Source organism: Achromobacter deleyi (assembly GCF_013116765.2).
GTDB lineage: Bacteria > Pseudomonadota > Gammaproteobacteria > Burkholderiales > Burkholderiaceae_B > Achromobacter > Achromobacter deleyi_A.
The window spans coordinates 4,684,369-4,703,804 of the sequence record NZ_CP074375.1 but is presented as its reverse complement, the minus strand read 5'-3'; the positions used below and the strand labels follow the sequence as shown (position 1 = coordinate 4,703,804).

Below are 19,436 nucleotides of genomic sequence, written 5' to 3'. Positions count from 1 at the left end.
GCCTGCTAGCGGGTCGCCGTCGCCAGCCGCAGCGCCAGCCCCACGAACACCAGCGCGGCGATCCGGTTCAGCCAGCGCTTGGCGGTCGTCGAGCGTTGCAGCAGTTCACCGAATGCGCCCGAGAAGAACGCAATCGCGCCGAACACCAGCAGCGTCGACACCATGAACACCGCGCCCAGCTGCATGGTCTGCAAGCCCACCGGTCCCAGCCCGGGCGAGGTGAACTGGGGCAGGAAAGCAAAGAAGAACAGCAGTACCTTGGGGTTGGTCAGGTTCATCACGATGCCGCGGCGGTACAGGGCGCCTGGCTGCATCGGCTCGGGGGGCTTGCCGGCGTCGCCTTCTACCGGCGCGCGCAGGATCTGCCACGCCAGGTAGGCCAGGTACGCCGCGCCCGCCAGCTTGAGCACCGTGAAGGCCATGGGCGACGCCGCAAAGACGGCGGCCAGTCCCACGGCCACGGCGGCGGTATGTCCCAGCAGCCCCGTGCACAATCCCAGCACCACGAACATGCCCGCCTTGCGGCCCCAGATGGCCGATTGCATCAGCACGAAGATATTGTCCGGCCCCGGAGTCAGGGCCAGCAGCACGGCAATGCCGAAGAATGCGATCAGGGTGTCGATGGGCAGCATGGGTCTCGCCAGTAACGGATCGGCCGGCGCCAGCGGGCCGGACAGTGGCATCATAAAGGCAAAGCCGACCAGAACAGGAGACAGACCGACCATGACCACCGCCGCTGCCCATCCCTCTCCGGCATCCCGTGAACGCGCCGACGCCCCGCTTGAAGCCTGGCTGCTTGCGCGCCACAGTTGCCGCGCCTTTCTGCCCGAACCGGTGCCGCGCGACACCATCGAGCGCATCCTGAGCCTGGCCCAGCGCACGGCGTCCTGGTGCAACTGCCAGCCGTGGCAGGTGGCCATCACCGAAGGCGCGGGCACGCGGCGGCTGGCCGACGCGCTGCAGCGCCGCGCGGAGCACACGGGCTTCACACCCGACTTCCCCTTCCCGCGGGAGTACCGCGGCGACTATCTGGCCCGCCGCCGCGAATCGGGCTTTCAGCTCTATGGCGCGGTCGGCGTGGCTCGCGGCGACCGCGAGGCCTACCGCCGTCAGGAAATGCGCAACTTCGCGCTGTTCGACGCGCCGCACGTCGCCATCGTCACGACCGACGAGGCGTTGGGCGAATACGGCGCCATGGACTGCGGCGGCTATGTCGCCAATTTCTTGCTGGCGGCCCAGGCCAACGGCGTGGCAACCGTGGCGCAGGCGTCGCTGGCGATGTATCCGGAAGTGCTGCGCGAGGTGCTGGGCATCGCGCCGGACCGCCGCGTGGTCTGCGGCATTTCCTTCGGCTACGCGGATGCGGCACATCCCGCCAACAGCTACCGCACCCGGCGGGCCGACCTGCCGGAAACGGTCAGCTGGATAGGTTGAGATCCGCCCCGGGGAAAAAGCGCGTCCTCCGGGGCAACAAGCCCGCGCAAGCGGGCGCCGCGCCGGGGGCGGTTTCCCCACACATTCTCCCCGCCTCCTGATATGGTTTAGGTTCCCCGGTTTTGTCGCACCCCTCCAAGATGCCTACCAAACACATCGATACGGTCCTCCAGCACGCAGGCACCGCCCCGTTCAACCCCGAGACCGGCACGGCCCCGGTGCCGCTGCCGCCCATGCGGGCCAGCACGGTGCGCTTCGCCAACATCGCTGCCCTGGAAAACGCGCAGCGCAGCAAGGCGGCCGGCGGCCGCGCCTCGACGTACGGGCGCATGGGCATGGACACCCATGCGGCGCTGGAAGAAGTCTTCACGCAGCTGGAAGGGGGCACGCACTGCTACCTGGCGTCCTCGGGCCTGTCGGCCATGACGATGGTCATGCTGGCCCTGTGCTCGGCGGGCGACCACGCCCTGATCTCGGACTGCGTGTACGGCCCGATGCGCGAACTGGACGACGCCGTCCTGAAGCGCCTGAACATCGACATCACCTACTTCGCGGCCGGCGAAGACCTTGAAGAGCTGGTGCGCCCGAACACCACGCTGCTGTACGTGGAGTCTCCCGGCTCCCTGCTGTTCGAAATGCTGGACATGGGCGCCATGGCCGCCTTCGCGCAAAGCCACGGCCTGGTGCTGGCCACCGACAACACCTGGGGCTCGGGCTATATCTACCGGCCGCTGATGCTGGGCGCGCAGGTGTCCGTCATCGCCGGCACCAAGTATGTGGGCGGACACTCCGACCTGATGCTGGGCGCCGTGGTCACCAACGACGAGAACATCGCCAAGAAGCTGAATCGCACCCAGTACGCGATGGGTTACTCCATCAGCGCGGACGATGCCTGGCTGGCGTTGCGCGGCGTGCGCACCATGCCGATCCGCATGGCCCAGCACGCGCGCCATGCCATGCAGGTGTGCGAGTTCCTCAAGAGCCGCCCCGAGACCGTGCGCCTGTTCCACCCGGCATGGCCGGAGGATCCCGGCCATGCCTTGTGGCAGCGCGACTGCACGGGCTCCAATGGCATGCTGTCCGTGGAACTGCGCCTGTCGCCCGCCGCGGTGCGCCAGTTCGTGGAAGCGCTGAACTTGTTCGGCATCGGCTTCTCGTGGGGCGGATACGAAAGTCTGGTGCAGCTCGTGTCGCCCAAGGACCTGTCCAAGCATCGCTACTGGGGCGAAGGCGACAATGCGCTGGTCCGCCTGCACATCGGCCTGGAGTCCCCCGAGGACATCATCGCCGACCTGACGCAGGCCTTCGAGCAAGCCGCGGCCGTCAAGGACTAGCCACGCGCGCGCGGCGCCGTCAGGCCGCCGCGCCGCGTATCCACGCGCCGATGCGCGCGGCGATGTCGTCGCTGTTGTCGTCCATCATGGGCATGTGCGAATTGCCGGCGATGCCCATGTCGGCCAGGCGCCACGTCTGCACGCGAGCGCCCTGGCGCGCCAGCTCACCGGCGTATTCGGCGCCGCTGGCGCACAGTTTCCGCCAGAGCGGCGTGGCGTCCAGGTAGTCGCCGTAAACGAACAGGAACGGCTTGTCGGCCACGCTGGCCGCCACGACCTCGCTGGAAAATCCGGACGGCTCGATGCCGATCACGCCGCGCACCAGCTCCGGCCGCGCATGCAGCGCGCGGTAGGCGACTTCGCCGCCATGGCTGTGCGCCAGCACCAGGCAGGGCCCGACGCGGTCCAGCACGGCGCAGAAGCCCTGCAAGGCGGCGTCGTTGTTGCCCAGCCAGCGCGGCACAGCATGCCGGATGAAGCTGTCGAAGGCGGCCACCGGAAAGCGCTGTCCCGCGAACGCGCGCCGCGCCTCGAAATCCTCGGCGCGCCCGAAACGAAACAGCGACCAGCTTTCCTCGGCATTGCGGATGATGGGCGGCTCCGGCCAGACTTGCGCGAACGGCGCCCAGCCGGCGCGCCCGCGCTCCACATTGTCCACCACATACACCGCGTGCCCCTGGCGCAGGAAATGCTGCACCCAGCCCGGCCGGCCGTCCGGCGTCTGCTCCCACATCGCGCCCGTCATGCCGCCGCCGTGCAGCAGCACGACGGGCAGCGGATGCGCCAGCCGCGCCGGGATGAAGTACTGCGCGTAGGCCTGTTCGAAGTGATACAGGCCATTGGGGTCATAGGCCAGCGACGCGCTTTGGGTGAAGGCGATGTCGCGCGTGGGCAGACCGTCGATGCGCACCGGCCTGCCGCCCGCGTAGAAGCTGCCGAAGTCGGCCAGGGCCAGTGCCTGCTTCATTGCCTGGCCATCGGGCATTGGCTTTCCGACAGCGGCCAGGCCAGCGTGTCGCCAGGAATCGTCCGCACGACGTTGTAGTAATCCCAGGGCGCCTTGGACTGCTCGGGCGTCTTCACCTGCGCCAGCATCATGTCGCGCACCACCAGGCCGTCGGCGCGGATATGCGCATTCAGGCTGAAGGGGTCGTCGATGGGCAGCGACTTCATCTTGGCCATCACCGCGTCGGCGTCCACCGTGCCGGCGGCCTTCACCGCTTGCAGATAGTGGCGCACCGAGCTGTAGACGCCGGCCTGCAGGAAGGTGGGCGGGCGGCCCACGCGGGCTTCGAACTTCTTGGTGAAGGCGCGCGTGCCGTCATTCATGTCCCAATACGACGGCACGGTCAGGTAGGTCTTTTGCGCGGCCTGCAGGCCCAGGCTGTGCACGTCGGTCAGCAGCAGCAGCATCGCCGCCAGCTGCTGCGTGCCGCCGATGCCGAACTCCGCCGCCTGCTTGATGGCCGATATGGTGTCGCCGCCCGCGTTGGCGATGGCGATGATCTGCGCCTTGGAGCCCTGCGCCTGCAGCAGGAAGGACGCAAAGTCCGATGCATTCAGCGGATGGAAGACGGTGCCGACGACCTCGCCACCGTTCGCCTTCACGACGGTCTCGGTGTCGGCGGCCAGCTGCTTGCCGAAGGCGTAGTCGGACGCCAGGATGAACCAGCGCTTGTTGCCCTCCTTGACCACGGCGGTTGCCGTGCCGCGCGACAGCGCATAGGTCGTGTAGGTCCACTGCACGCCATACGGCGAGCATTGCGCCTGCGACAGCGCGGTCGTGCCGGGACTGGAGAACAGCACCAGTTTCTTCTTTTCCCGCGCGATGCCCTGCACCGCCAGCGCGACCGACGAGTTGGGCACGTCCACCACCACGTCCACGCCATCCGTGTCGTACCACTTGCGGACCATGCTGCTGCCGATATCGGGGCGATGCTGGTGGTCTCCCGACACCAGCGAGATGGGCTTGCCCAGCAAGGTGCCGCCCATTTCCTCGATGGCCAGCCTGGCGGCTTCCACGGAGCCCTTGCCGGTGGCGTCGGCGGTGACGCCGGCCATGTCCGTCAGCACGCCGATCTTCACGCCGTCGGCCGCGCTGGCGTGGGCCAGCGGTGCGCCCGACGCGAGACACAGGCCCAGGCCCAGGCTCAACGCGGCGCGGCTGCGCAGGAATTGCTTTTTCATTTGTCTTCCACCCGTTTGATGCCGTCGATGCGGCGAATTCTTGTGGCGAAAGTGTAGCGCGGCCCCCCTGAAAACACGCCTAAAACAGCACCCCCAAAACAAGACGCCCCGGCCGTAAGGCTCGGGGCGTCGGGTAACGGGGGTACGGCGCGGTTTACTTGTTGCGCGCCATCGGGATCAGGCGATCCACTTCCTTCAGGGCGCCTTCGTAGCTGTTGCCCGCCATGACCGGCGAGGTCATGAACTTGCCGCCGACGGCAAACGAGGGCGTGCCCTCGATGCGGTAGGCGTCGGCCAGCTGGTTGGCGCGCTGGACTTGCGCCTGCACGCTGAAGGAATCGAATACCGAGTCGAACTTGGCTCGGTCCACGCCTTGCGTCGCGATCCAGTCGCCCATCGCCTTCTTGTCGAACAGGCGCTTGTGCTCGCCGTGGATGGCGGTGAAGACCTTCGGGTGCAGGTCCGGGCGGTCCAGGGCCAGCAGCGTGTAGTAGAGCTGTTGCAGCGGCTTCATGCCGGCGTTGAAGGCGATCGGGACCTGCTTGAGCACCACGTCCGAAGGCGCGGTCTTGGCCCAGTCTTCAACCATGGGTTCCATGGACGCGCAATGCGGGCAGGTGTAGGCAAAGAATTCCAGGACTTCGACCTTGCCCGGCGTATCCGACGGCAGCGGCGGATTGATGGGCACGAACTGCTGGGCGCCTTGAGCATGGCTGACCGGGCTGAAGAACGCCGTTGCGGTCAGCGCGGCGGCTGCCAGGATGCGAATAAGCTTGGGGGACAGCATGGATGAGGTTCCTGAATAAAAAGCTACAGACAGGCTCGGGGCCGGATTAGTTCAATGCAAAAACCACCACGGGGCACCCCTACTGGCGCACCACCGCGGTTTCGATCTTGTTCTCGCCCAGCCTGCCGCGGGCGCGGTTCATGTCGTCCAGGCGGGCAAACGGCCCCACCCTGACGCGGTTGATGGGCTTGCCGTTCAGGTCCGCCTTCTGCACGGCCACGGGCAAGCCCAGCAGGATGATGCGGGCCTTCAGCGATTCCGCGTCGTTCTCGCCGCGGAAAGCGCCTGCCTGCAGGTAATACGTGCCGGTTGCCGCGGAGGACGTGGTCGCTGGCGCCGGCTTGGCGGGGGCGGCCGGGGCCGCTTTGGCGATCGGCGTGGGCGCGGTGCTGGGCGCTGCCGGGGCTGGCGCGGCGGCGGGCGCCTTGGAAGTCGGCAGGGTGGCGATCAGCGCGCCCAGGTCGTCCAGTTTGGCGGGCGTTTCGTCGCCGCCCTTGGCCGGGGCTCCCGCGCCAGGCAGCGGGGCTGGCGCGGTGGCCGTCGGGCCGGTGGGCGGGGCGCCTGCCGCGCCGTCGCGGCCGTACAGGCCGGCGTTGGGGTCGGGCGCCTGGCGGGGGTCGGGCAGCTTGCCCGAGTCGCCCTGGCGGCTGGCCCGGTCCACGAACGGCACGGGCGCCTTGGTGACGTAAAAGGCGACGGCGGCGGCGACGATCAGCCCGATCAGCAGGCCGGCCAGCGCCCCGTACAGGGTGCTGCCGCTTTCGCCGGACGAGCGGCGGGTAGGTTTGCGCTTGGTTGCCATGAAGGGATGTTACATCCGCTCGGGAGCGGAAACGCCCATCAGCTCCAGGCCGTTCGCCAGCACCTGGCGCGTGGTGGCGGCCAGGCGCAGACGGGCCAGCTTCAGGGCCGTGTCGTCGACCAGGACGCGCTCGGCGTTGTACCAGGCATGGAAGTCCGAGGCGCAGTCGCGCAGCCAGAACGCGATGTGGTGCGGCGACAGTTCCTGGGAGGCCAGGGCCACCACCTGGGGGAACTCGGCCAGGCGCTGCATCAGCGCGAATTCGGTCGGGGCGGTCAAGAGCGCGGCGTCGGCCTGGGCCACGTCGGCGGCCGGCATGCCGGCGTTATTGATCACCGAGCAAATGCGCGCATGGGCGTACTGGATGTAATAGACGGGGTTCTCGTCGCTCTTGGACAGCGCCAGGTCCACGTCGAACACGAATTCCGTGTCGGCGCGGCGCTGGATCAGGAAGTAGCGCACCGCGTCGCGGCCGACCCAGTCGATCAGGTCGCGCATGGTCACGTAGCTGCCGGCGCGCTTGGAGATCTTGACCTCTTCGCCGCCTCGCATCACCTTGACCATCTTGTGCAGCACGTAGGACGGGTAGTCCTTGGGGATGCCTTCTTCCAGCGCCTGCAGGCCGGCGCGCACGCGCGCCACGGTGCCGTGGTGGTCGCTGCCCTGGATGTTCACGGCGCGATGGAAGCCGCGCTCCCATTTGGCCTTGTGATAGGCCACGTCCGGCACGAAGTAGGTGTAGCCGCCTTCGCTCTTGCGCATGACGCGGTCTTTGTCGTCGCCCGTGCCCAGTTCGGTGGTGCGCAGCCACAGCGCGCCGCCTTCCTCGTAGGTGTGGCCGCCGGCGATCAGGGCCTTGACCGTCGCTTCCACGCGTCCGGACGTGTAGAGCGAGCTTTCCAGATAGTAATTGTCGAACGCCAGGCCGAAGGCCTGCAGGTCCAGGTCTTGCTCGCGGCGCAGGTAGGCCACGGCGAAGACGCGGATGTCGTCCAGGCTTTCGATGTTGCCGGTGGCCGTGACGGGTTCGCCATCGGACGCCTGGATGGTCTTGCCGTCCTGGAAGTCGCGGGCGATATCGGCGATGTAGTCGCCCTTGTAGCCGTCGGCGGGCCAATCGGGGGATTCGGTCGTCAGGCCGCGGGCGCGGGCCTGCACGCTGATGGCCAGGTTATGGATCTGGTTGCCGGCGTCGTTGTAGTAGAACTCGCGGGTGACGTCCCAGCCGCTGGCGTCGTACAGGCGGCAGAGGGCGTCGCCCAGCGCGGCCTGGCGGGCATGGCCCACGTGCAGCGGGCCGGTGGGGTTGGCCGACACGAACTCGACCAGGATCTTCTCGCCGCTGCGGGGGGCGCGGCCGAATGCGGCGCCCTGCTCGGCCACGGCCGCGATGACGGCCTGGCGGGCGGCGGGGGTGATGCGCAGGTTGATGAAGCCGGGACCGGCCACTTCGGCGCTTTCGACCAGCGGGGCGGCATCGGGATGCGCCATCAGGGCGTCCACGATGGCCTGGGCCAGTTCGCGGGGGTTGCGGCGGGCGGGCTTGGCCAGCTGCATGGCCACGTTGGTGGCGACGTCGCCGTGGGCGGCAACCTTGGGGCGCTCCAGCAGGACGTTGGCCTGGGCGTCGGGCAGGCTCTGCGCAACGGCGGCCTGGATCAGGGAGATAAGCTGTTTTTGTTGCTCGAGGAGCATGGGCGTCTGGAGATGTTCTGAGTGAGTGACGAAGGCGGCGATCAGTGGGCTGCGGCCGGGCCGGCAATCCGCGCGTCGCGCCCGCCAGCCGAAGCCGCGTTCGCGGGCCGGGCCGGGCGCGGACCGGGGGCGCCTGGCGCGCTCCGTGCCGGATTCATGGCCGCCACAGGTCCTGCTGTCACGGGAATCCCCTGAATCATAGTTGATTTGAGGGCCGGGCCGGCAGGCGGGAATTTCGCGTTACAGACGTTTCGCGGCCCGCAGGTCGTCGCTCCCAGGCGGGGAGCCGCCCGTGGAACCTTCCACAAGGCGCCAGTTGGCATCACCGGGACGTTGGGGTAGTGTATGAAGGTATTCAATGTGGGAGACAGGAACATGCTGATCACTTTTCATTCCAAGGTCGTGGCCGAGGTCCTGATGCTGACCGACCATGCCGGCGCGCTGCTGCAGGCGGCCGGCAAGCCCGTGGGCGACAAGATCCCGGAGCGCGGCGTATTCACCGTGGAGCAGCTCGGACCCGCCATCAGCGGCATCGAGCGCGCGATCGACGAGTACCGGCACGGCCATGAAGACAGCGAGGAAGACGACGACGACAAGGCGCCGGCCTCCCCGATGGCGCGCATGGTCGGACTGAAGGAACGCGCCTTTCCCCTGCTGGACATGATGCGCCAGTCCAAGGCCGCGGGCGCCGAAGTCACCTGGGAGGTGTCGCGGGGCTGGTAGGCCACTGTCGCCGGGCGGACAATCTGTCCGGCGTTTTTTGCCTACCCTTCTTGCCTGACGCCATCCGAAGGAGCCATCCCCCATGCGCAGCGACATCACCATTGTTTTCGACCCCCGGCATTCGCTGGATCTCTCGACCGACGTCGAGCCCTCCCCGCAGCGCCAGGCCCAGGCGCGCGACTGGTTCGACGGCGCCTGGGAAACCCTGGGCTGCGAGCCGCTGCGCCCGAGCGGCAAGGTCCTGCTGCTGGACAAGGTGCTGGGCGTGGCCGACGCGCTGGGCTACGCCACCCTGTCCACCGATGAAAAAGAAGCCGGCGAGTTCGCCGAGAACCTGGCCTTGGCGCTGGAGCGTCCCCGCATCACCGTGGACCTGCCGGGTCTGACCGTGGGGTACTGATACCCCACGCGCCTAGCGTATCCCCGCCCGCATGAACGACTGCACGAACTGGCGCTGGAACAGCAGGAAGGCGATCAGGAGCGGCGCGGCCGACATCAGGGTGGCCGCGGTGATGACCGACCAGTCGATGCCCTGGTCGGTGGACGAGAACACCTGCAGGCCCACCGTCAGCGGCCGGGATTCCACCGAGTTGGTGATGATCAGCGGCCACAGGAAGTTGTTCCAGTGGTGGCTGACCGACACCAGCCCATAGGCCACGTAGATCGGCTTGGCCAGCGGCACGTACACCTTCCAGAGGATCTGCAGGGCGTTGGCGCCTTCCATGCGGGCCGCTTCTTCCAGTTCGCGCGGCACCGTCTTGAAGGTCTGGCGCAGCAGGAAGATGCCGAAGGCCGACGCGAAGTACGGCAGGCCGATGGCGAAAACCGTGTCGCGGATGCCGAGCTGGCTCATGGAACGGTAGTTTTCCACCAGCAGCACATCGGGCATGATCATCAGCTGCAGCAGCACCAGCATGAAGACGAAGTCGCGGCCGCGGAATTCGAAGCGCGCGAATGCGTAGCCGGCCAGGGTGGACAGCACCAGTTGCGCCGCCAGCACCATCGTGACCAGCACGAAGGTGTTCAGGAAGTAGCGCGGGAACGGCGCCGCGTGCCAGGCGCGCACGAAGTTGTCCAGCGTCAGCGGCGCGAACAGTTCAAAGCGGGTCGCGTAGGCGGGCGGATGGAACGCCGCCCACATGGCATAGGCCAGGGGCAGGATCCACAACAGGCCCAGCGCCCAGGCGCCCAGGGTATCGAGCTTGTCTTTCATTGATAGTGCGTCCTGCGGTCCAGCCAGCGGAACTTGATCAGCGCCGTCAGCGCCAGCACCACCAGCAACACGACGGTCAGCGTGGCGGCATAAGCCGTGTCCCAGAAACTGAAACCCACCTGGTAGATGTAGTAAAGCAGCAGCGTGCTGGCGTTGTCAGGGCCGCCGCGCGTCATGACGACCACGTGGTCCACCAGCCGGAACGCGTTGATCAAGGCGTTGATCAGCACGAAGAGCGTGGTGGGCATCAGGAGCGGCCACAGGATGCGCCGGAAGTACTGCCAGCGCGACGCCCCTTCCAGCATGGCGGCTTCGCGCAGCGACGGCGATACCGTCTGCAGGGCGGCCAGGTAGAAGATCATGAAGAAGCCTGCCTCCTTCCATACTGTCACCAGCATCAGCGCGGGCAGCGCGGTCTCGCGGTTGCCCAGCCAGTTCGGGCCGGGCGAGCCGAACCAGCCCATCACCTGCGCGATCAGCCCGTACTGCGGTGTGTAGAAGAACAGCCAGATGTTGGCCACCGCCACCATGGGAAGCACGGTCGGCGTGAAGTACGCCATGCGCAGGAACCCGCGGCCGCGCAGGTTGCGGTTCACCCAGAGCGCCATGATCAGCGCGATGCCGATCGATGTGGGGATGGTGCCCAGCGCGAACCACAGGTTGTTCCAGAGCGATTGCCAGAACACCGGGTCGTCGCGCATGACCGCGTAGTTGTCCAGCCCGACGAAGCGGGCCGGGCGCGCGCCCTTGGGGGTGGAGAAAAAGCTGTGCCATAGCGTCGCCAGCGCAGGATAGTGCGTGAACGCGGCGAGCAGCACGATGGCTGGCAGCAACAGCAGCCAGCCATAAAGCGCGTTTAAAGAGCGGCTCATCGTGCTGGGTCGGTTTACTTGTAGGAGCGCAGTATGCGGTCAGCCTCGCGCTGCGCGTCGGTCAGGGCCTGTTGCGGCGTCTTCGAGCCCGTCAGGGCTGCTTGCAAGGCGTCGTTAAGGGTCTTGGTGACGCGCTGATTTTCATGCGTGGAGAATTCCGCCACGCTGACTTCCAGCTGGTCGCGCGCGACCGCGGCGGCCGGCACTTCCTGCGCATACTTCTTCATCTTTTCGGTCTGCCAGGCAGCCGGCGTCACCGCTACATAACCCGTGGCGATGCTCCAGTCGGCCGCGCGTTCCGGCGTGGTGACCCATTGCGCGAACTTCAGCGCCGCCTGCTGCTGCTCCGGCGTGCCGCTCTTGAAGATATAGAAGTTGCCGCCGCCCGTCGGGCTGCCGCCACGCTTTTGCTGCGGCATCATGGCCACGCCGAACGGGAAGTCGGCGTTCTTGCGGATGTTGGTCAGGTTGCCGGTCGTGGTCCACACCATGGCCGCCTTCTTTTCCAGGAAGTCCTTGGGCGTGGTGCCCCAGTCGATCGTGCCGGTCGGCATGATCTTGTGCTTGGCCGACAGGTCGCGCCAGAACTGGGCGGCTTCCACCACGGCGGGCTTGTCCAGGTAGACCTCGTTGCCGGCCTCGTTCATCAGGATCGCGCCGTTGGGCGTGGTCAGCGCCTGGAACAGCCAGTAGGCGAATGCGCCGCCCGAGGGGATCTCGATGCCCCACTGCGTGGTGTTGCCGGAGGCGTCCTGCTTGGTCAGCTTCTTGCCGTACTCGACCAGCTCGGCCCAGGTGGCGGGCGCGCGCTCGGGGTCCAGGCCCGCGGCCTTGAACAGGTCCTTGTTGTAGTACATGACGATAGTCGAACGCTGGAACGGCACGCCCCAGGTGTGACCGCCGCTGCGGCTGTTCTGCATGAAGGCGTCGTAGAAGCCGCCCAGCCACTTCTTGTCGGCGTCGCTCTTGGCCAGGCTGTCGATCGGAACGATGGCGTCCTCGTCGATCAGCGTGAACATGTCGGTGGACAGCAGCACGGCCAGCTGGGGCGGCGTGCCGCCCTTGAGCGCGGTCAGCGCCTTGGCGATGGAGTCCTGATACGAGCCGGCGTAGATCGGCTTGATCTTGATGTTGGGATTTTCCTTCTGGAAATCCGCCACCATGTCGTCGACGATCTTGGTGATCGGGCCGCCGACCGCGACAGGGTAATAGAACTCCACCTCGACGGGCTTGTTCTGCGCCTGCACAGGCAACGACAGGCAGGCGGCGGCCAGGCTGGCGGCCAGGGTCTTCAGTACGATGCGTCGCATGTTGTGTTTCCTTTCCTGTGGATTGGGCGTCTTTTAGTGCCCGACGGTGTTGATGACCGCCGAATCGGCGGCAAAGAAATGCTGTTGCTCGTCCGGCCAGGACAGGCGCAATGCCTCGCCGGCGCTGGCGCGCAGATGGCCGCCCACCCGCACGGCCACGCCGCTGGTATCGCCGACCCGGCACACCACGATGGAGTCCGCGCCGAAGTACTCCACGCTTTCCACGGTGGCGGGGATGCCGTCGCCGTCGAGACGGATGTGCTCCGGGCGTACGCCCAGCTTCATGGCGCCGGCTGGCGCGCCCGCGATGGCGGGGCCCTGCGTGCCGGCGATGACCGTGGCGCCTTGCTGCGTCGCGAGGCCGATCAGGTTCATGGGGGGCGTGCCGATGAAGCGCGCCGCGAATTCACTGGCCGGACGCGCGTACAAAGCGTCGGGCGTGTCGTGCTGTTCGATCTGGCCGCCGCGCAGCAACACCACCTGGTCGGCCATGCTCATGGCCTCGGTCTGGTCGTGTGTGACGTACACCATCGTGATGCCCAGGCTCTGCTGCAGGGCGCGGATCTCGCGCCGCATTTCGTGGCGCAGCTGTGCGTCCAGGTTGGACAGCGGCTCATCCATCAGGCAGACGGGCGCTTCGGAAATCACGGCGCGGCCCAGCGCCACGCGCTGCTGCTGCCCGCCGGACAACTGCGACGGCTTGCGGTCCAGCAGATGGCCCAGGCCCAGCAGGCCGGCCACGCGCTGCAGGCGGCGGTCGTAGTCGCGCGCGGGCTCCTTGCGCACCTTCAGGCCGAACAGGATGTTCTCGCGCACCGACAGATGGGGAAACAGCGCGTACGACTGGAACACCATCGAGATGCGGCGCTTGGCCGGCGGCAACTGCGTCACGTCGCGGTCACCGATGCGGATGGTGCCCGAGGTGGGGGTGTCCAGTCCGGCGATCATGCGCAAGGTGGTGGACTTGCCGCAGCCCGACGGACCCAGCAGGACCGTGAAGCTGCCGGCAGGAACCGTGAAGCTCACGCCGTGGATCGCGGCCGCGCCGCCGTACTGTTTGGTGAGGTTATCCAGAACGATGGATGACATGCTGTCTCGAAGATCTAATTGTTAGATCCGCATTGTTGCCTGTTATGAAAACCTTTTCATTGTGCAGCGCAAACATGACGGATATGTGGCAGAGCAAGGGTTTGTAGTCTAGCGTCGGCCTCAGCCAAAGGGATAAGGGCCGGGGTATTCCCCAATAACCGCGTGATGCGTGACCAGGTTGCCGCCGTGCCACCAATGCAGCTGGTAGCCCGGCGGTTCCATGATGTATTGCAGCGTTGGGCGCGGCCCCAGCTCCAGCGCAAGCTGGTGAGCGGTTCCGGGACAGGTGGATGCGATGGTGCCGCCGAAGCGCTGGAAGATGGTGCGGTGCAAGTGGCCGCACAACACTCGCTCCACGTTCGGAAAGCGCGCCACGATGCGCTCCAGTTCCGGCGCGCCGGCCAACAGGCCGATGGCATCCATGTGCTCGATGCCGGTCAGGAATGGCGGGTGATGCATCAGCACCAGCGTGGGACGGCCGGGCTGTTCGGCCAGGCGGGTGGCCAGCCAGTCCAGGCGGTCCTGGCACAGTTCGCCGTGGCTCTTCATCGGCACCACGGTGTCCAGCGCCAGCATGCGCAGCGGGTAGGTCTCGACGGCATACTGGATGAACGGCCCCTCGCCCTGCAGATAGGCGTGGTCGGGGAAGGCGGCGCGCAGCTGGGCGCGATCGTCGTGGTTGCCGGGCAACAGGAAGTACGGGATCTCCAGCGCTTGCAGATGGTCGCGCAGCGCCTGATACTCCACGGGCTTGCCCAGGTCGGTGAGGTCGCCCGTGATCAGCACGCAGTCGGGCCGCGGCGTCAGGGCATTGAGCGCGCGCACCGCGGGCGCCAGGAAGGCGGCCGGATCGATGATGCCGTAGGCCTTGTCGCCGGGGGTGCGCATGTGCAGGTCGGTGATTTGTGCGATGAGCATGACGCGTGAAAATCTGAAGGTTGTCGGGAAGGGATGGAGTGCGCCCGCTAGCGGCGCACGGACGCCGCGGTGCCGCCCACGACGATGCAATGCGGCAGGCGGTTCGATTGCGGCGGCTGGCCATTGATCTGAGCCAGCAGGTTGGAGCATGCGGTCTGCCCGATGCCGTCGCTGGGCTGGGCAACCGTGGTCAGCGGCGGAGTCAGCAAGGCGCCGAAGCGCATGCCGTCAAAGCCGCACACCGAGATGTCGGCGGGCACGGACAGCCCCAGCCCGACCAGGTCCGCGATCACCGCGGTGGCCAGCAGGTCGTTGGAGCAGAACAGGGCGGTGGGCGCCTGCTTGCCGCGCAGCGCGGCCTTCAGCGCATCCGCGTCGCTGCCGGTGTGCGAGCTCATGGCGATGTGCTGGATGGCCTCCAGGCCCAGTTTCTTGGCGCAGGCGCGCGCGCCCATCAGGCGGCGGCGGGCCCGGTCCGAAGCGGTCAGCGGACCGGTCACCAGGGCGATGCGCCGGTGACCCATCGCGGCCAGGTGGGCCACCATGTCGCTGGCAGCGGCGCGGTTGTCGACCGATGCGAAGGGATGGTCGGAGGATTCGTTGTAGACCAGAACGTAGGGGATGCCGGCGTGGTCCAGGTCGTCCAGCGTGGCGCTCTTGCTCACGTCCGCCACCGTCAGGATCAGTCCATCCACCTGATGGTCTATCAGCCCCTGCACCGCCGCCGACTCCACCGCGGGGTCGTAGCCGGTGGCGGTCAGCATGACGCTGTAGCCCGATTCGCGCGCGCGCCGTTCCGCGCCTTCGAAGCATTCGGCGAATACGGGATTGGACAGCGTCGGCAGGATCAGTCCGATGGTGCGCGTGCTGCCCGAGCGCAGGCTGCGGCCCACGCGATTGGGCCGGAAACCCGCGCGCTTGGCGACGTTGCGGATGTGCGCCAGGGTATCGGGATGCACGATTTCCGGCTGGTTGAACGCGCGCGAAACCGTCGCCGGCGATACCCCCGCCTTGCGAGCCACTTCAATGATGGAAAAGCGGGGCGACGAGCGCGTAGCCATGGCTGCATTGCTGCCGGGTTGCTGAAAACGTTTTCATCTTACAAGACAAATATGACCTTTGTGTTGCACGGGTTTGCGCTATGCTGGTGACGACGCAACAACACAAAGCCATGGCGCGGCTCGCGTATTTTTCCCGGGAAAATCAGGTGTTTTCAGTGTTTTTCCCAATTGACGCGGCGCGCACAATGGCAAGGATCGGTCTGCTCCGGCCGCGCGGCTCATCGCCGCATTGCAGGATCGGGCAGACCCTCGGTCAAGGGGACCGGGTGCGGAGTTCAGTTACCGCGCATCAGGCGCGGCACCGGTAAAGAGGAAAGGACCATGTCTACTGCCTTAAACAGACTTGGCGCGCTTGAAGCCGCGCGCAAGCTGCAACGGCGCGAATTAACCGCGGTGCAATTGGTGCGCGCCTGCTTTGCGCGCATCGAACAACGCGAGAACACCGTTCATGCCTGGACCGCCCTGCAAAAGCAGGCCGCGCTGGATCAGGCCGAAGAACTCGACCGCGGCGCTCTGCGCGGTCCGCTGCATGGCTTGCCCATCGGCGTCAAAGACCTGTTCGACACGGCGGACCTACCCACCCGCTACGGCTCGCCCATCTACGACCGCCATCGTCCCGGGCTGGATGCCGCATCGGTGGCGCTGTGCCGTGGCGCGGGCGCCATTGTCATCGGCAAGACCGTGACCACCGAGTTCGCCACCTACCAGGCCGGCCCCACGCGCAACCCGCGCAACGAGGCCTACACGCCCGGCGGTTCGTCCAGCGGCTCGGCCGCCGCGGTGGCCGACGACATGGTGCCTTTCGCGCTGGGTTCCCAGACCGCGGGCTCGATCATCCGGCCCGCGTCCTATTGCGGCATCGTAGGCTTCAAGCCCACCTTCGGCGGCATCCCCCGCGCCGGCGTCAAAAGCCTGGCGGAATCGCTGGACACCGTGGGCGGCTTCGCGCGGTCGGTGCCCGACGTCGCGCTGTTCGCGGCGGTCCTGATGCGGGACGCCCGCATGCTGGACCTGTCCTATGAGGGCAAGCCGCGCATCGGCATGTACCGCAGCCTGCAATGGCGCCATGCGCAGGCCGAAACCAAGGAAGCCTTCGCGCAGGCCGCGGCCACGCTTTCGCGCGCGGGCGCCATCGTGGAAGAGGTGCCGCTCCCGCCCGAGCATTGCATGCTGGTGCAATTGCACGCGGACATCATGGCGTTCGAGGCCTCGCAGTCGCTCGCCTATGAACGGCTGGAGCACGCCGCGCAGCTCAGCCCCAAGATCCAGGCCATACTCGAGGCCGGCGCGCAGATCAGCGCCGAAGAGCACATCAAGAACCTGGCCCGCGCCGCCGAGTCGCGCGCGCGCGTGGACGCATGGTTCGAGCAATACGACGTGCTGCTTGCCCCCAGCGCCAGCGGCGAAGCGCCATTCGCCGACCTGGGCACGGGCGATCCGCAGTTTTCGCGCGCCTGGACGCTGTTCGGCCTGCCCTGCCTGAACCTGCCGTTCGCGACCGGCCCGCAAGGCCTGCCCGTGGGCCTGCAGCTGGTGGGGCAACGCTATGCCGATCACCGCACGCTGGCGATCGCCGCCTGGGTCCATGCGCGCCTGCTGGCGGCCATTGCCCCGGATATCGGCGCATCCGACATGTGGCCGCGCGGCTGAATACGCAATGGACAAAAAGAAGGCCCGCCGGATAAGGCGGGCTTTTTTGCTGCCCCCAGCCGGGGTAGCGGGCCGGGGGCATTGCTCAGGCCGGAGCGCGGATCACGCGGTTTCGGCGGCTTCTTGTTCGGTGGCCGTCACGGCACCCGAATTGATGTGGCGGTTCACGGCGCTCAGCACGGCCTGGAACGATGCCGTCACGATGTCGCGGTCGATGCCTACGCCAAAGCCCGTGCTGGACTCGCCGACGCGCAGTTCCACGTAGGAAGCGGCGCGCGTGCCGGTGCCGGTGCCGATGGCGTGCTCGTGGTAGTCCATGATGCGCACGGGCACGTCCAGCGCGGCCACGAAGGCGGAAATGGCGCCGTCGCCCTTGCCCGTCACGATGCGGCGTTCGCCGTTGTATTCGAGCTCGGCTTCGATGCTGAAATGCTGGCCTTCGCCGGCCGACGGATTGCCGTCGATGCGATGGCGGATCAGCTTCCACGGCGTCTTCTGTTCGAGGTACTCGCGGTTGAAGATCGTGTGGACGTCGTCGGCGGTGACTTCGCGGCCGGTTTCGTCGGTGACGCGCTGGATGGCGCGGCTGAATTCGATCTGCAAGCGGCGCGGCAACACCAGGCCGTGTTCCTGTTCAAGCAGGTACGACACGCCGCCCTTGCCCGACTGGCTGTTGACGCGGATCACGGCGTCGTAGCTGCGGCCGAGGTCGGCCGGGTCGATCGGGAGGTAAGGCACTTCCCAAATGGCGTCGGGCTGCTGCAAGGCGAAGCCCTTCTTGATCGCGTCCTGGTGCGAACCGGAGAACGCGGTGAAGACGAGGTCGCCCGCGTACGGGTGGCGCGGGTGGACGGGCAACTGGTTGCAGTACTCGGCGCAGCGGCGCACTTCGTCGATGTCGGAGAAGTCCAGGCCCGGATGCACGCCCTGCGTGTAGAGGTTCAAGGCCAGCGTGACGAGGTCAACGTTGCCGGTGCGTTCGCCGCTGCCGAACAGGCAGCCTTCGATGCGGTCGGCGCCGGCCATCACGGCGAATTCGGCGGCGGCAACGGCGGTGCCGCGGTCGTTATGCGGATGCACGCTGAGCACGATGCTGTCGCGGCGCGCCAGGTTCTTGTGCATCCATTCGATCTGGTCGGCATACAGATTGGGGCTGGTGGCCTCGATCGTGGCCGGCAGGTTCAAGACCATCTTGTGATCGGGCGTGGGCTGCCAGACATCGGCCACGGCATCCGAGACTTCAAGCGCGAATTCGGGTTCGGTGGTGCTGAAGACTTCGGGCGAATACTCGTAGCTCCATTTGGTCTCGGGGCGCTGCGAGGTGTATTGCTTGATCAGGCGCGTGCCGGTGGTGGCGATGCTCTTGATCTCTTCCTTCGACATGTTGAACACGACCTTGCGGAAGGCCGGCGCGCAGGCGTTGTACATGTGGACGATGGCTTGCTTGGCGCCCGCGGCCGCTTCCACCGTACGGCTGATCAGGTCTTCGCGCGACTGGGTCAGCACGATGATGGTCACGTCGTCGGGAATGCGCTTTTCGTCGATGAGCTTGCGCACGAAGTCGAAGTCGGTTTGGGAGGCCGACGGAAAGCCCACTTCGATTTCCTTGAAGCCGATCTTCACGAGTTGTTCGAAGAAGCGGACCTTGCGTTCCACGCTCATCGGCTCGATCAGCGCCTGGTTGCCGTCGCGCAAATCCGTGCTCATCCAGATCGGCGCCTTGGTGATGCGGCGGCTGGGCCAGGTGCGTTCGGAGAAGTCGCGGGCAAAGGGCGCGAAGGGGACGTATTTGGTGGCGGGGTTGGCAAGCATCATTACTACACCTCGATCGGTTTCTTTTGAATCCCGGGAGAACAGGGTTCTCGGCGGCGCATGCGACCGGATGACGGTCTTGTGCCAGGGTTTGCCGTGATGGACCGGCAGGATTCAGAGATAAAAGGGGGAAATCGCGTGTGGCAAACGTGGCTGCCGAGCTACCACGGGGACACTAGGCCCGGCAACCGATCGGTAGCAGTAGCGATAGCGCGAAGGAGGAACGAGCGCGCAGGCCGGCAACCGGAGCGGCAATGCGTCCGGTGGCAATCGCGAAGGGGGGGCGGTGAGCGGCCATAGGTTGCTAGTCAAACATACTTTCTTTGGAAGCGCAAACGGAAAAAGCGGGGGACGGATTAGTCGTCCGCGCTTTCCGTGCGCGCACGCCCAGGGCCAATCAGGTCTGTGACAGGCGCGTGAATGGTGTCACTTCTGCGTTTCCGTGAGGCTGGTCCGATCGGATCAGGCTGTTGGTGACAACGCGGCTCGCGCCGAATCGGGGGAAACAGAAAGGCCGCCTGTCGGCGGCCTGGTGTCGGGGCATGGAGA

At 66.8% G+C, this 19,436-nt stretch carries 18 protein-coding genes; 5 read left to right on the top strand and 13 right to left on the bottom strand.

What is annotated here, in order from left to right; translation table 11 throughout:
* Window positions 1-5: 5 nt before the first annotated feature.
* Entirely contained in the window at window positions 6-632 is a 627-nt protein-coding gene (locus HLG70_RS21210; RefSeq protein WP_171666212.1) for a LysE family translocator, read from the bottom strand.
* 91 nt (window positions 633-723) lie between these two features.
* On the opposite strand from HLG70_RS21210, the gene HLG70_RS21205 reads away from it, so the two are divergent.
* Both HLG70_RS21205 and metC read left to right on the top strand, forming a co-directional pair.
* Window positions 724-1,434 carry a nitroreductase gene (locus tag HLG70_RS21205; protein ID WP_171666214.1) on the top strand — a complete coding sequence of 237 codons (711 nt, stop codon included), beginning with the start codon at window positions 724-726 and terminating at the stop codon, window positions 1,432-1,434.
* Between the two features lie 140 nt (window positions 1,435-1,574).
* Window positions 1,575-2,768, top strand: coding sequence for a cystathionine beta-lyase (gene metC, locus HLG70_RS21200; protein ID WP_171666216.1), 1,194 nt, complete (start codon window positions 1,575-1,577; stop codon window positions 2,766-2,768).
* 19 nt (window positions 2,769-2,787) lie between these two features.
* On the opposite strand, the gene HLG70_RS21195 is transcribed toward metC, so the two are convergent.
* The 5 genes from HLG70_RS21195 to argS all read right to left on the bottom strand — a co-directional run bounded on the left by HLG70_RS21195 (window position 2,788) and on the right by argS (window position 8,239).
* The gene (locus tag HLG70_RS21195) at window positions 2,788-3,735 is read right to left on the bottom strand and encodes an alpha/beta fold hydrolase (RefSeq protein ID WP_171666218.1); all 948 of its coding nucleotides are present in this window, start codon (window positions 3,733-3,735) and stop codon (window positions 2,788-2,790) included.
* On the bottom strand, window positions 3,732-4,955 hold the full coding sequence (locus tag HLG70_RS21190) for an ABC transporter substrate-binding protein (RefSeq protein WP_171666219.1): 1,224 nt from the start codon (window positions 4,953-4,955) through the stop codon (window positions 3,732-3,734). The genes HLG70_RS21195 and HLG70_RS21190 overlap by 4 nt, the downstream gene beginning before the upstream one ends.
* 154 nt (window positions 4,956-5,109) lie before the next feature.
* On the bottom strand, window positions 5,110-5,742 hold the full coding sequence (locus HLG70_RS21185) for a thiol:disulfide interchange protein DsbA/DsbL (RefSeq protein ID WP_171666221.1): 633 nt from the start codon (window positions 5,740-5,742) through the stop codon (window positions 5,110-5,112).
* A 79-nt stretch (window positions 5,743-5,821) separates the two neighbouring features.
* The gene (locus tag HLG70_RS21180; protein ID WP_171666223.1) at window positions 5,822-6,544 is read right to left on the bottom strand and encodes an SPOR domain-containing protein; all 723 of its coding nucleotides are present in this window, start codon (window positions 6,542-6,544) and stop codon (window positions 5,822-5,824) included.
* Window positions 6,545-6,553: 9 nt separating this feature from the next.
* A complete protein-coding gene (argS, locus tag HLG70_RS21175) occupies window positions 6,554-8,239 on the bottom strand; it encodes an arginine--tRNA ligase (RefSeq protein ID WP_171666225.1) in 1,686 nt (561 codons plus the stop codon).
* 375 nt (window positions 8,240-8,614) lie between these two features.
* Between argS and HLG70_RS21170 the strand changes: the two genes are divergently transcribed.
* Together HLG70_RS21170 and HLG70_RS21165 are read left to right on the top strand one after the other, a co-directional pair.
* On the top strand, window positions 8,615-8,962 hold the full coding sequence (locus tag HLG70_RS21170) for a DUF1840 domain-containing protein (protein WP_171666227.1): 348 nt from the start codon (window positions 8,615-8,617) through the stop codon (window positions 8,960-8,962).
* 82 nt (window positions 8,963-9,044) lie between these two features.
* On the top strand, window positions 9,045-9,362 hold the full coding sequence (locus HLG70_RS21165; protein WP_171666229.1) for a hypothetical protein: 318 nt from the start codon (window positions 9,045-9,047) through the stop codon (window positions 9,360-9,362).
* Between the two features lie 12 nt (window positions 9,363-9,374).
* Here HLG70_RS21165 and HLG70_RS21160 read toward each other — a convergent pair whose 3' ends face one another.
* The 6 genes from HLG70_RS21160 to HLG70_RS21135 all read right to left on the bottom strand — a co-directional run bounded on the left by HLG70_RS21160 (window position 9,375) and on the right by HLG70_RS21135 (window position 15,425).
* Window positions 9,375-10,175, bottom strand: coding sequence for a carbohydrate ABC transporter permease (locus tag HLG70_RS21160; RefSeq protein ID WP_171666231.1), 801 nt, complete (start codon window positions 10,173-10,175; stop codon window positions 9,375-9,377).
* Window positions 10,172-11,047, bottom strand: coding sequence for a carbohydrate ABC transporter permease (locus tag HLG70_RS21155; protein ID WP_171666233.1), 876 nt, complete (start codon window positions 11,045-11,047; stop codon window positions 10,172-10,174). Before HLG70_RS21155 ends, HLG70_RS21160 begins: the two co-directional genes overlap by 4 nt.
* A 14-nt stretch (window positions 11,048-11,061) precedes the next feature.
* Window positions 11,062-12,357 (bottom strand): ABC transporter substrate-binding protein, encoded by a 1,296-nt coding sequence (locus tag HLG70_RS21150; protein WP_171666235.1) that lies wholly within the window; start codon window positions 12,355-12,357, stop codon window positions 11,062-11,064.
* A gap of 33 nt (window positions 12,358-12,390) precedes the next feature.
* Window positions 12,391-13,446, bottom strand: coding sequence for an ABC transporter ATP-binding protein (locus tag HLG70_RS21145; protein ID WP_171666238.1), 1,056 nt, complete (start codon window positions 13,444-13,446; stop codon window positions 12,391-12,393).
* Window positions 13,447-13,566: 120 nt separating this feature from the next.
* Entirely contained in the window at window positions 13,567-14,364 is a 798-nt protein-coding gene (locus HLG70_RS21140; RefSeq protein ID WP_171666240.1) for a phosphodiesterase, read from the bottom strand.
* A 47-nt stretch (window positions 14,365-14,411) separates the two neighbouring features.
* Window positions 14,412-15,425 carry a substrate-binding domain-containing protein gene (locus tag HLG70_RS21135; RefSeq protein WP_171666242.1) on the bottom strand — a complete coding sequence of 338 codons (1,014 nt, stop codon included), beginning with the start codon at window positions 15,423-15,425 and terminating at the stop codon, window positions 14,412-14,414.
* 321 nt (window positions 15,426-15,746) lie between these two features.
* Here HLG70_RS21135 and HLG70_RS21130 point away from each other — a divergent pair, with 321 nt between their 5' ends.
* A complete protein-coding gene (locus HLG70_RS21130) occupies window positions 15,747-17,075 on the top strand; it encodes an amidase (RefSeq protein WP_171666244.1) in 1,329 nt (442 codons plus the stop codon).
* Window positions 17,076-17,177: 102 nt separating this feature from the next.
* Here the strand turns inward: HLG70_RS21130 and leuA are convergent, their stop codons facing one another.
* Window positions 17,178-18,890 (bottom strand): 2-isopropylmalate synthase, encoded by a 1,713-nt coding sequence (gene leuA, locus HLG70_RS21125; RefSeq protein WP_171666246.1) that lies wholly within the window; start codon window positions 18,888-18,890, stop codon window positions 17,178-17,180.
* Between the last annotated feature and the right edge of the window lie 546 nt (window positions 18,891-19,436).

Excerpts from the sequence above, each read along its gene's own strand:
- HLG70_RS21210 (WP_171666212.1), bottom strand. The coding sequence starts at position 632 with ATGCTGCCCATCGACACCCTGATCGCATTCTTCGGCATTGCCGTGCTG.
- HLG70_RS21205 (WP_171666214.1), top strand. The coding sequence starts at position 724 with ATGACCACCGCCGCTGCCCATCCCTCTCCGGCATCCCGTGAACGCGCC.
- metC (WP_171666216.1), top strand. The coding sequence starts at position 1,575 with ATGCCTACCAAACACATCGATACGGTCCTCCAGCACGCAGGCACCGCC.
- HLG70_RS21195 (WP_171666218.1), bottom strand. The coding sequence starts at position 3,735 with ATGAAGCAGGCACTGGCCCTGGCCGACTTCGGCAGCTTCTACGCGGGC.
- HLG70_RS21190 (WP_171666219.1), bottom strand. The coding sequence starts at position 4,955 with ATGAAAAAGCAATTCCTGCGCAGCCGCGCCGCGTTGAGCCTGGGCCTG.
- HLG70_RS21185 (WP_171666221.1), bottom strand. The coding sequence starts at position 5,742 with ATGCTGTCCCCCAAGCTTATTCGCATCCTGGCAGCCGCCGCGCTGACC.
- HLG70_RS21180 (WP_171666223.1), bottom strand. The coding sequence starts at position 6,544 with ATGGCAACCAAGCGCAAACCTACCCGCCGCTCGTCCGGCGAAAGCGGC.
- argS (WP_171666225.1), bottom strand. The coding sequence starts at position 8,239 with ATGCTCCTCGAGCAACAAAAACAGCTTATCTCCCTGATCCAGGCCGCC.
- HLG70_RS21170 (WP_171666227.1), top strand. The coding sequence starts at position 8,615 with ATGCTGATCACTTTTCATTCCAAGGTCGTGGCCGAGGTCCTGATGCTG.
- HLG70_RS21165 (WP_171666229.1), top strand. The coding sequence starts at position 9,045 with ATGCGCAGCGACATCACCATTGTTTTCGACCCCCGGCATTCGCTGGAT.
- HLG70_RS21160 (WP_171666231.1), bottom strand. The coding sequence starts at position 10,175 with ATGAAAGACAAGCTCGATACCCTGGGCGCCTGGGCGCTGGGCCTGTTG.
- HLG70_RS21155 (WP_171666233.1), bottom strand. The coding sequence starts at position 11,047 with ATGAGCCGCTCTTTAAACGCGCTTTATGGCTGGCTGCTGTTGCTGCCA.
- HLG70_RS21150 (WP_171666235.1), bottom strand. The coding sequence starts at position 12,357 with ATGCGACGCATCGTACTGAAGACCCTGGCCGCCAGCCTGGCCGCCGCC.
- HLG70_RS21145 (WP_171666238.1), bottom strand. The coding sequence starts at position 13,446 with ATGTCATCCATCGTTCTGGATAACCTCACCAAACAGTACGGCGGCGCG.
- HLG70_RS21140 (WP_171666240.1), bottom strand. The coding sequence starts at position 14,364 with ATGCTCATCGCACAAATCACCGACCTGCACATGCGCACCCCCGGCGAC.
- HLG70_RS21135 (WP_171666242.1), bottom strand. The coding sequence starts at position 15,425 with ATGGCTACGCGCTCGTCGCCCCGCTTTTCCATCATTGAAGTGGCTCGC.
- HLG70_RS21130 (WP_171666244.1), top strand. The coding sequence starts at position 15,747 with ATGTCTACTGCCTTAAACAGACTTGGCGCGCTTGAAGCCGCGCGCAAG.
- leuA (WP_171666246.1), bottom strand. The coding sequence starts at position 18,890 with ATGATGCTTGCCAACCCCGCCACCAAATACGTCCCCTTCGCGCCCTTT.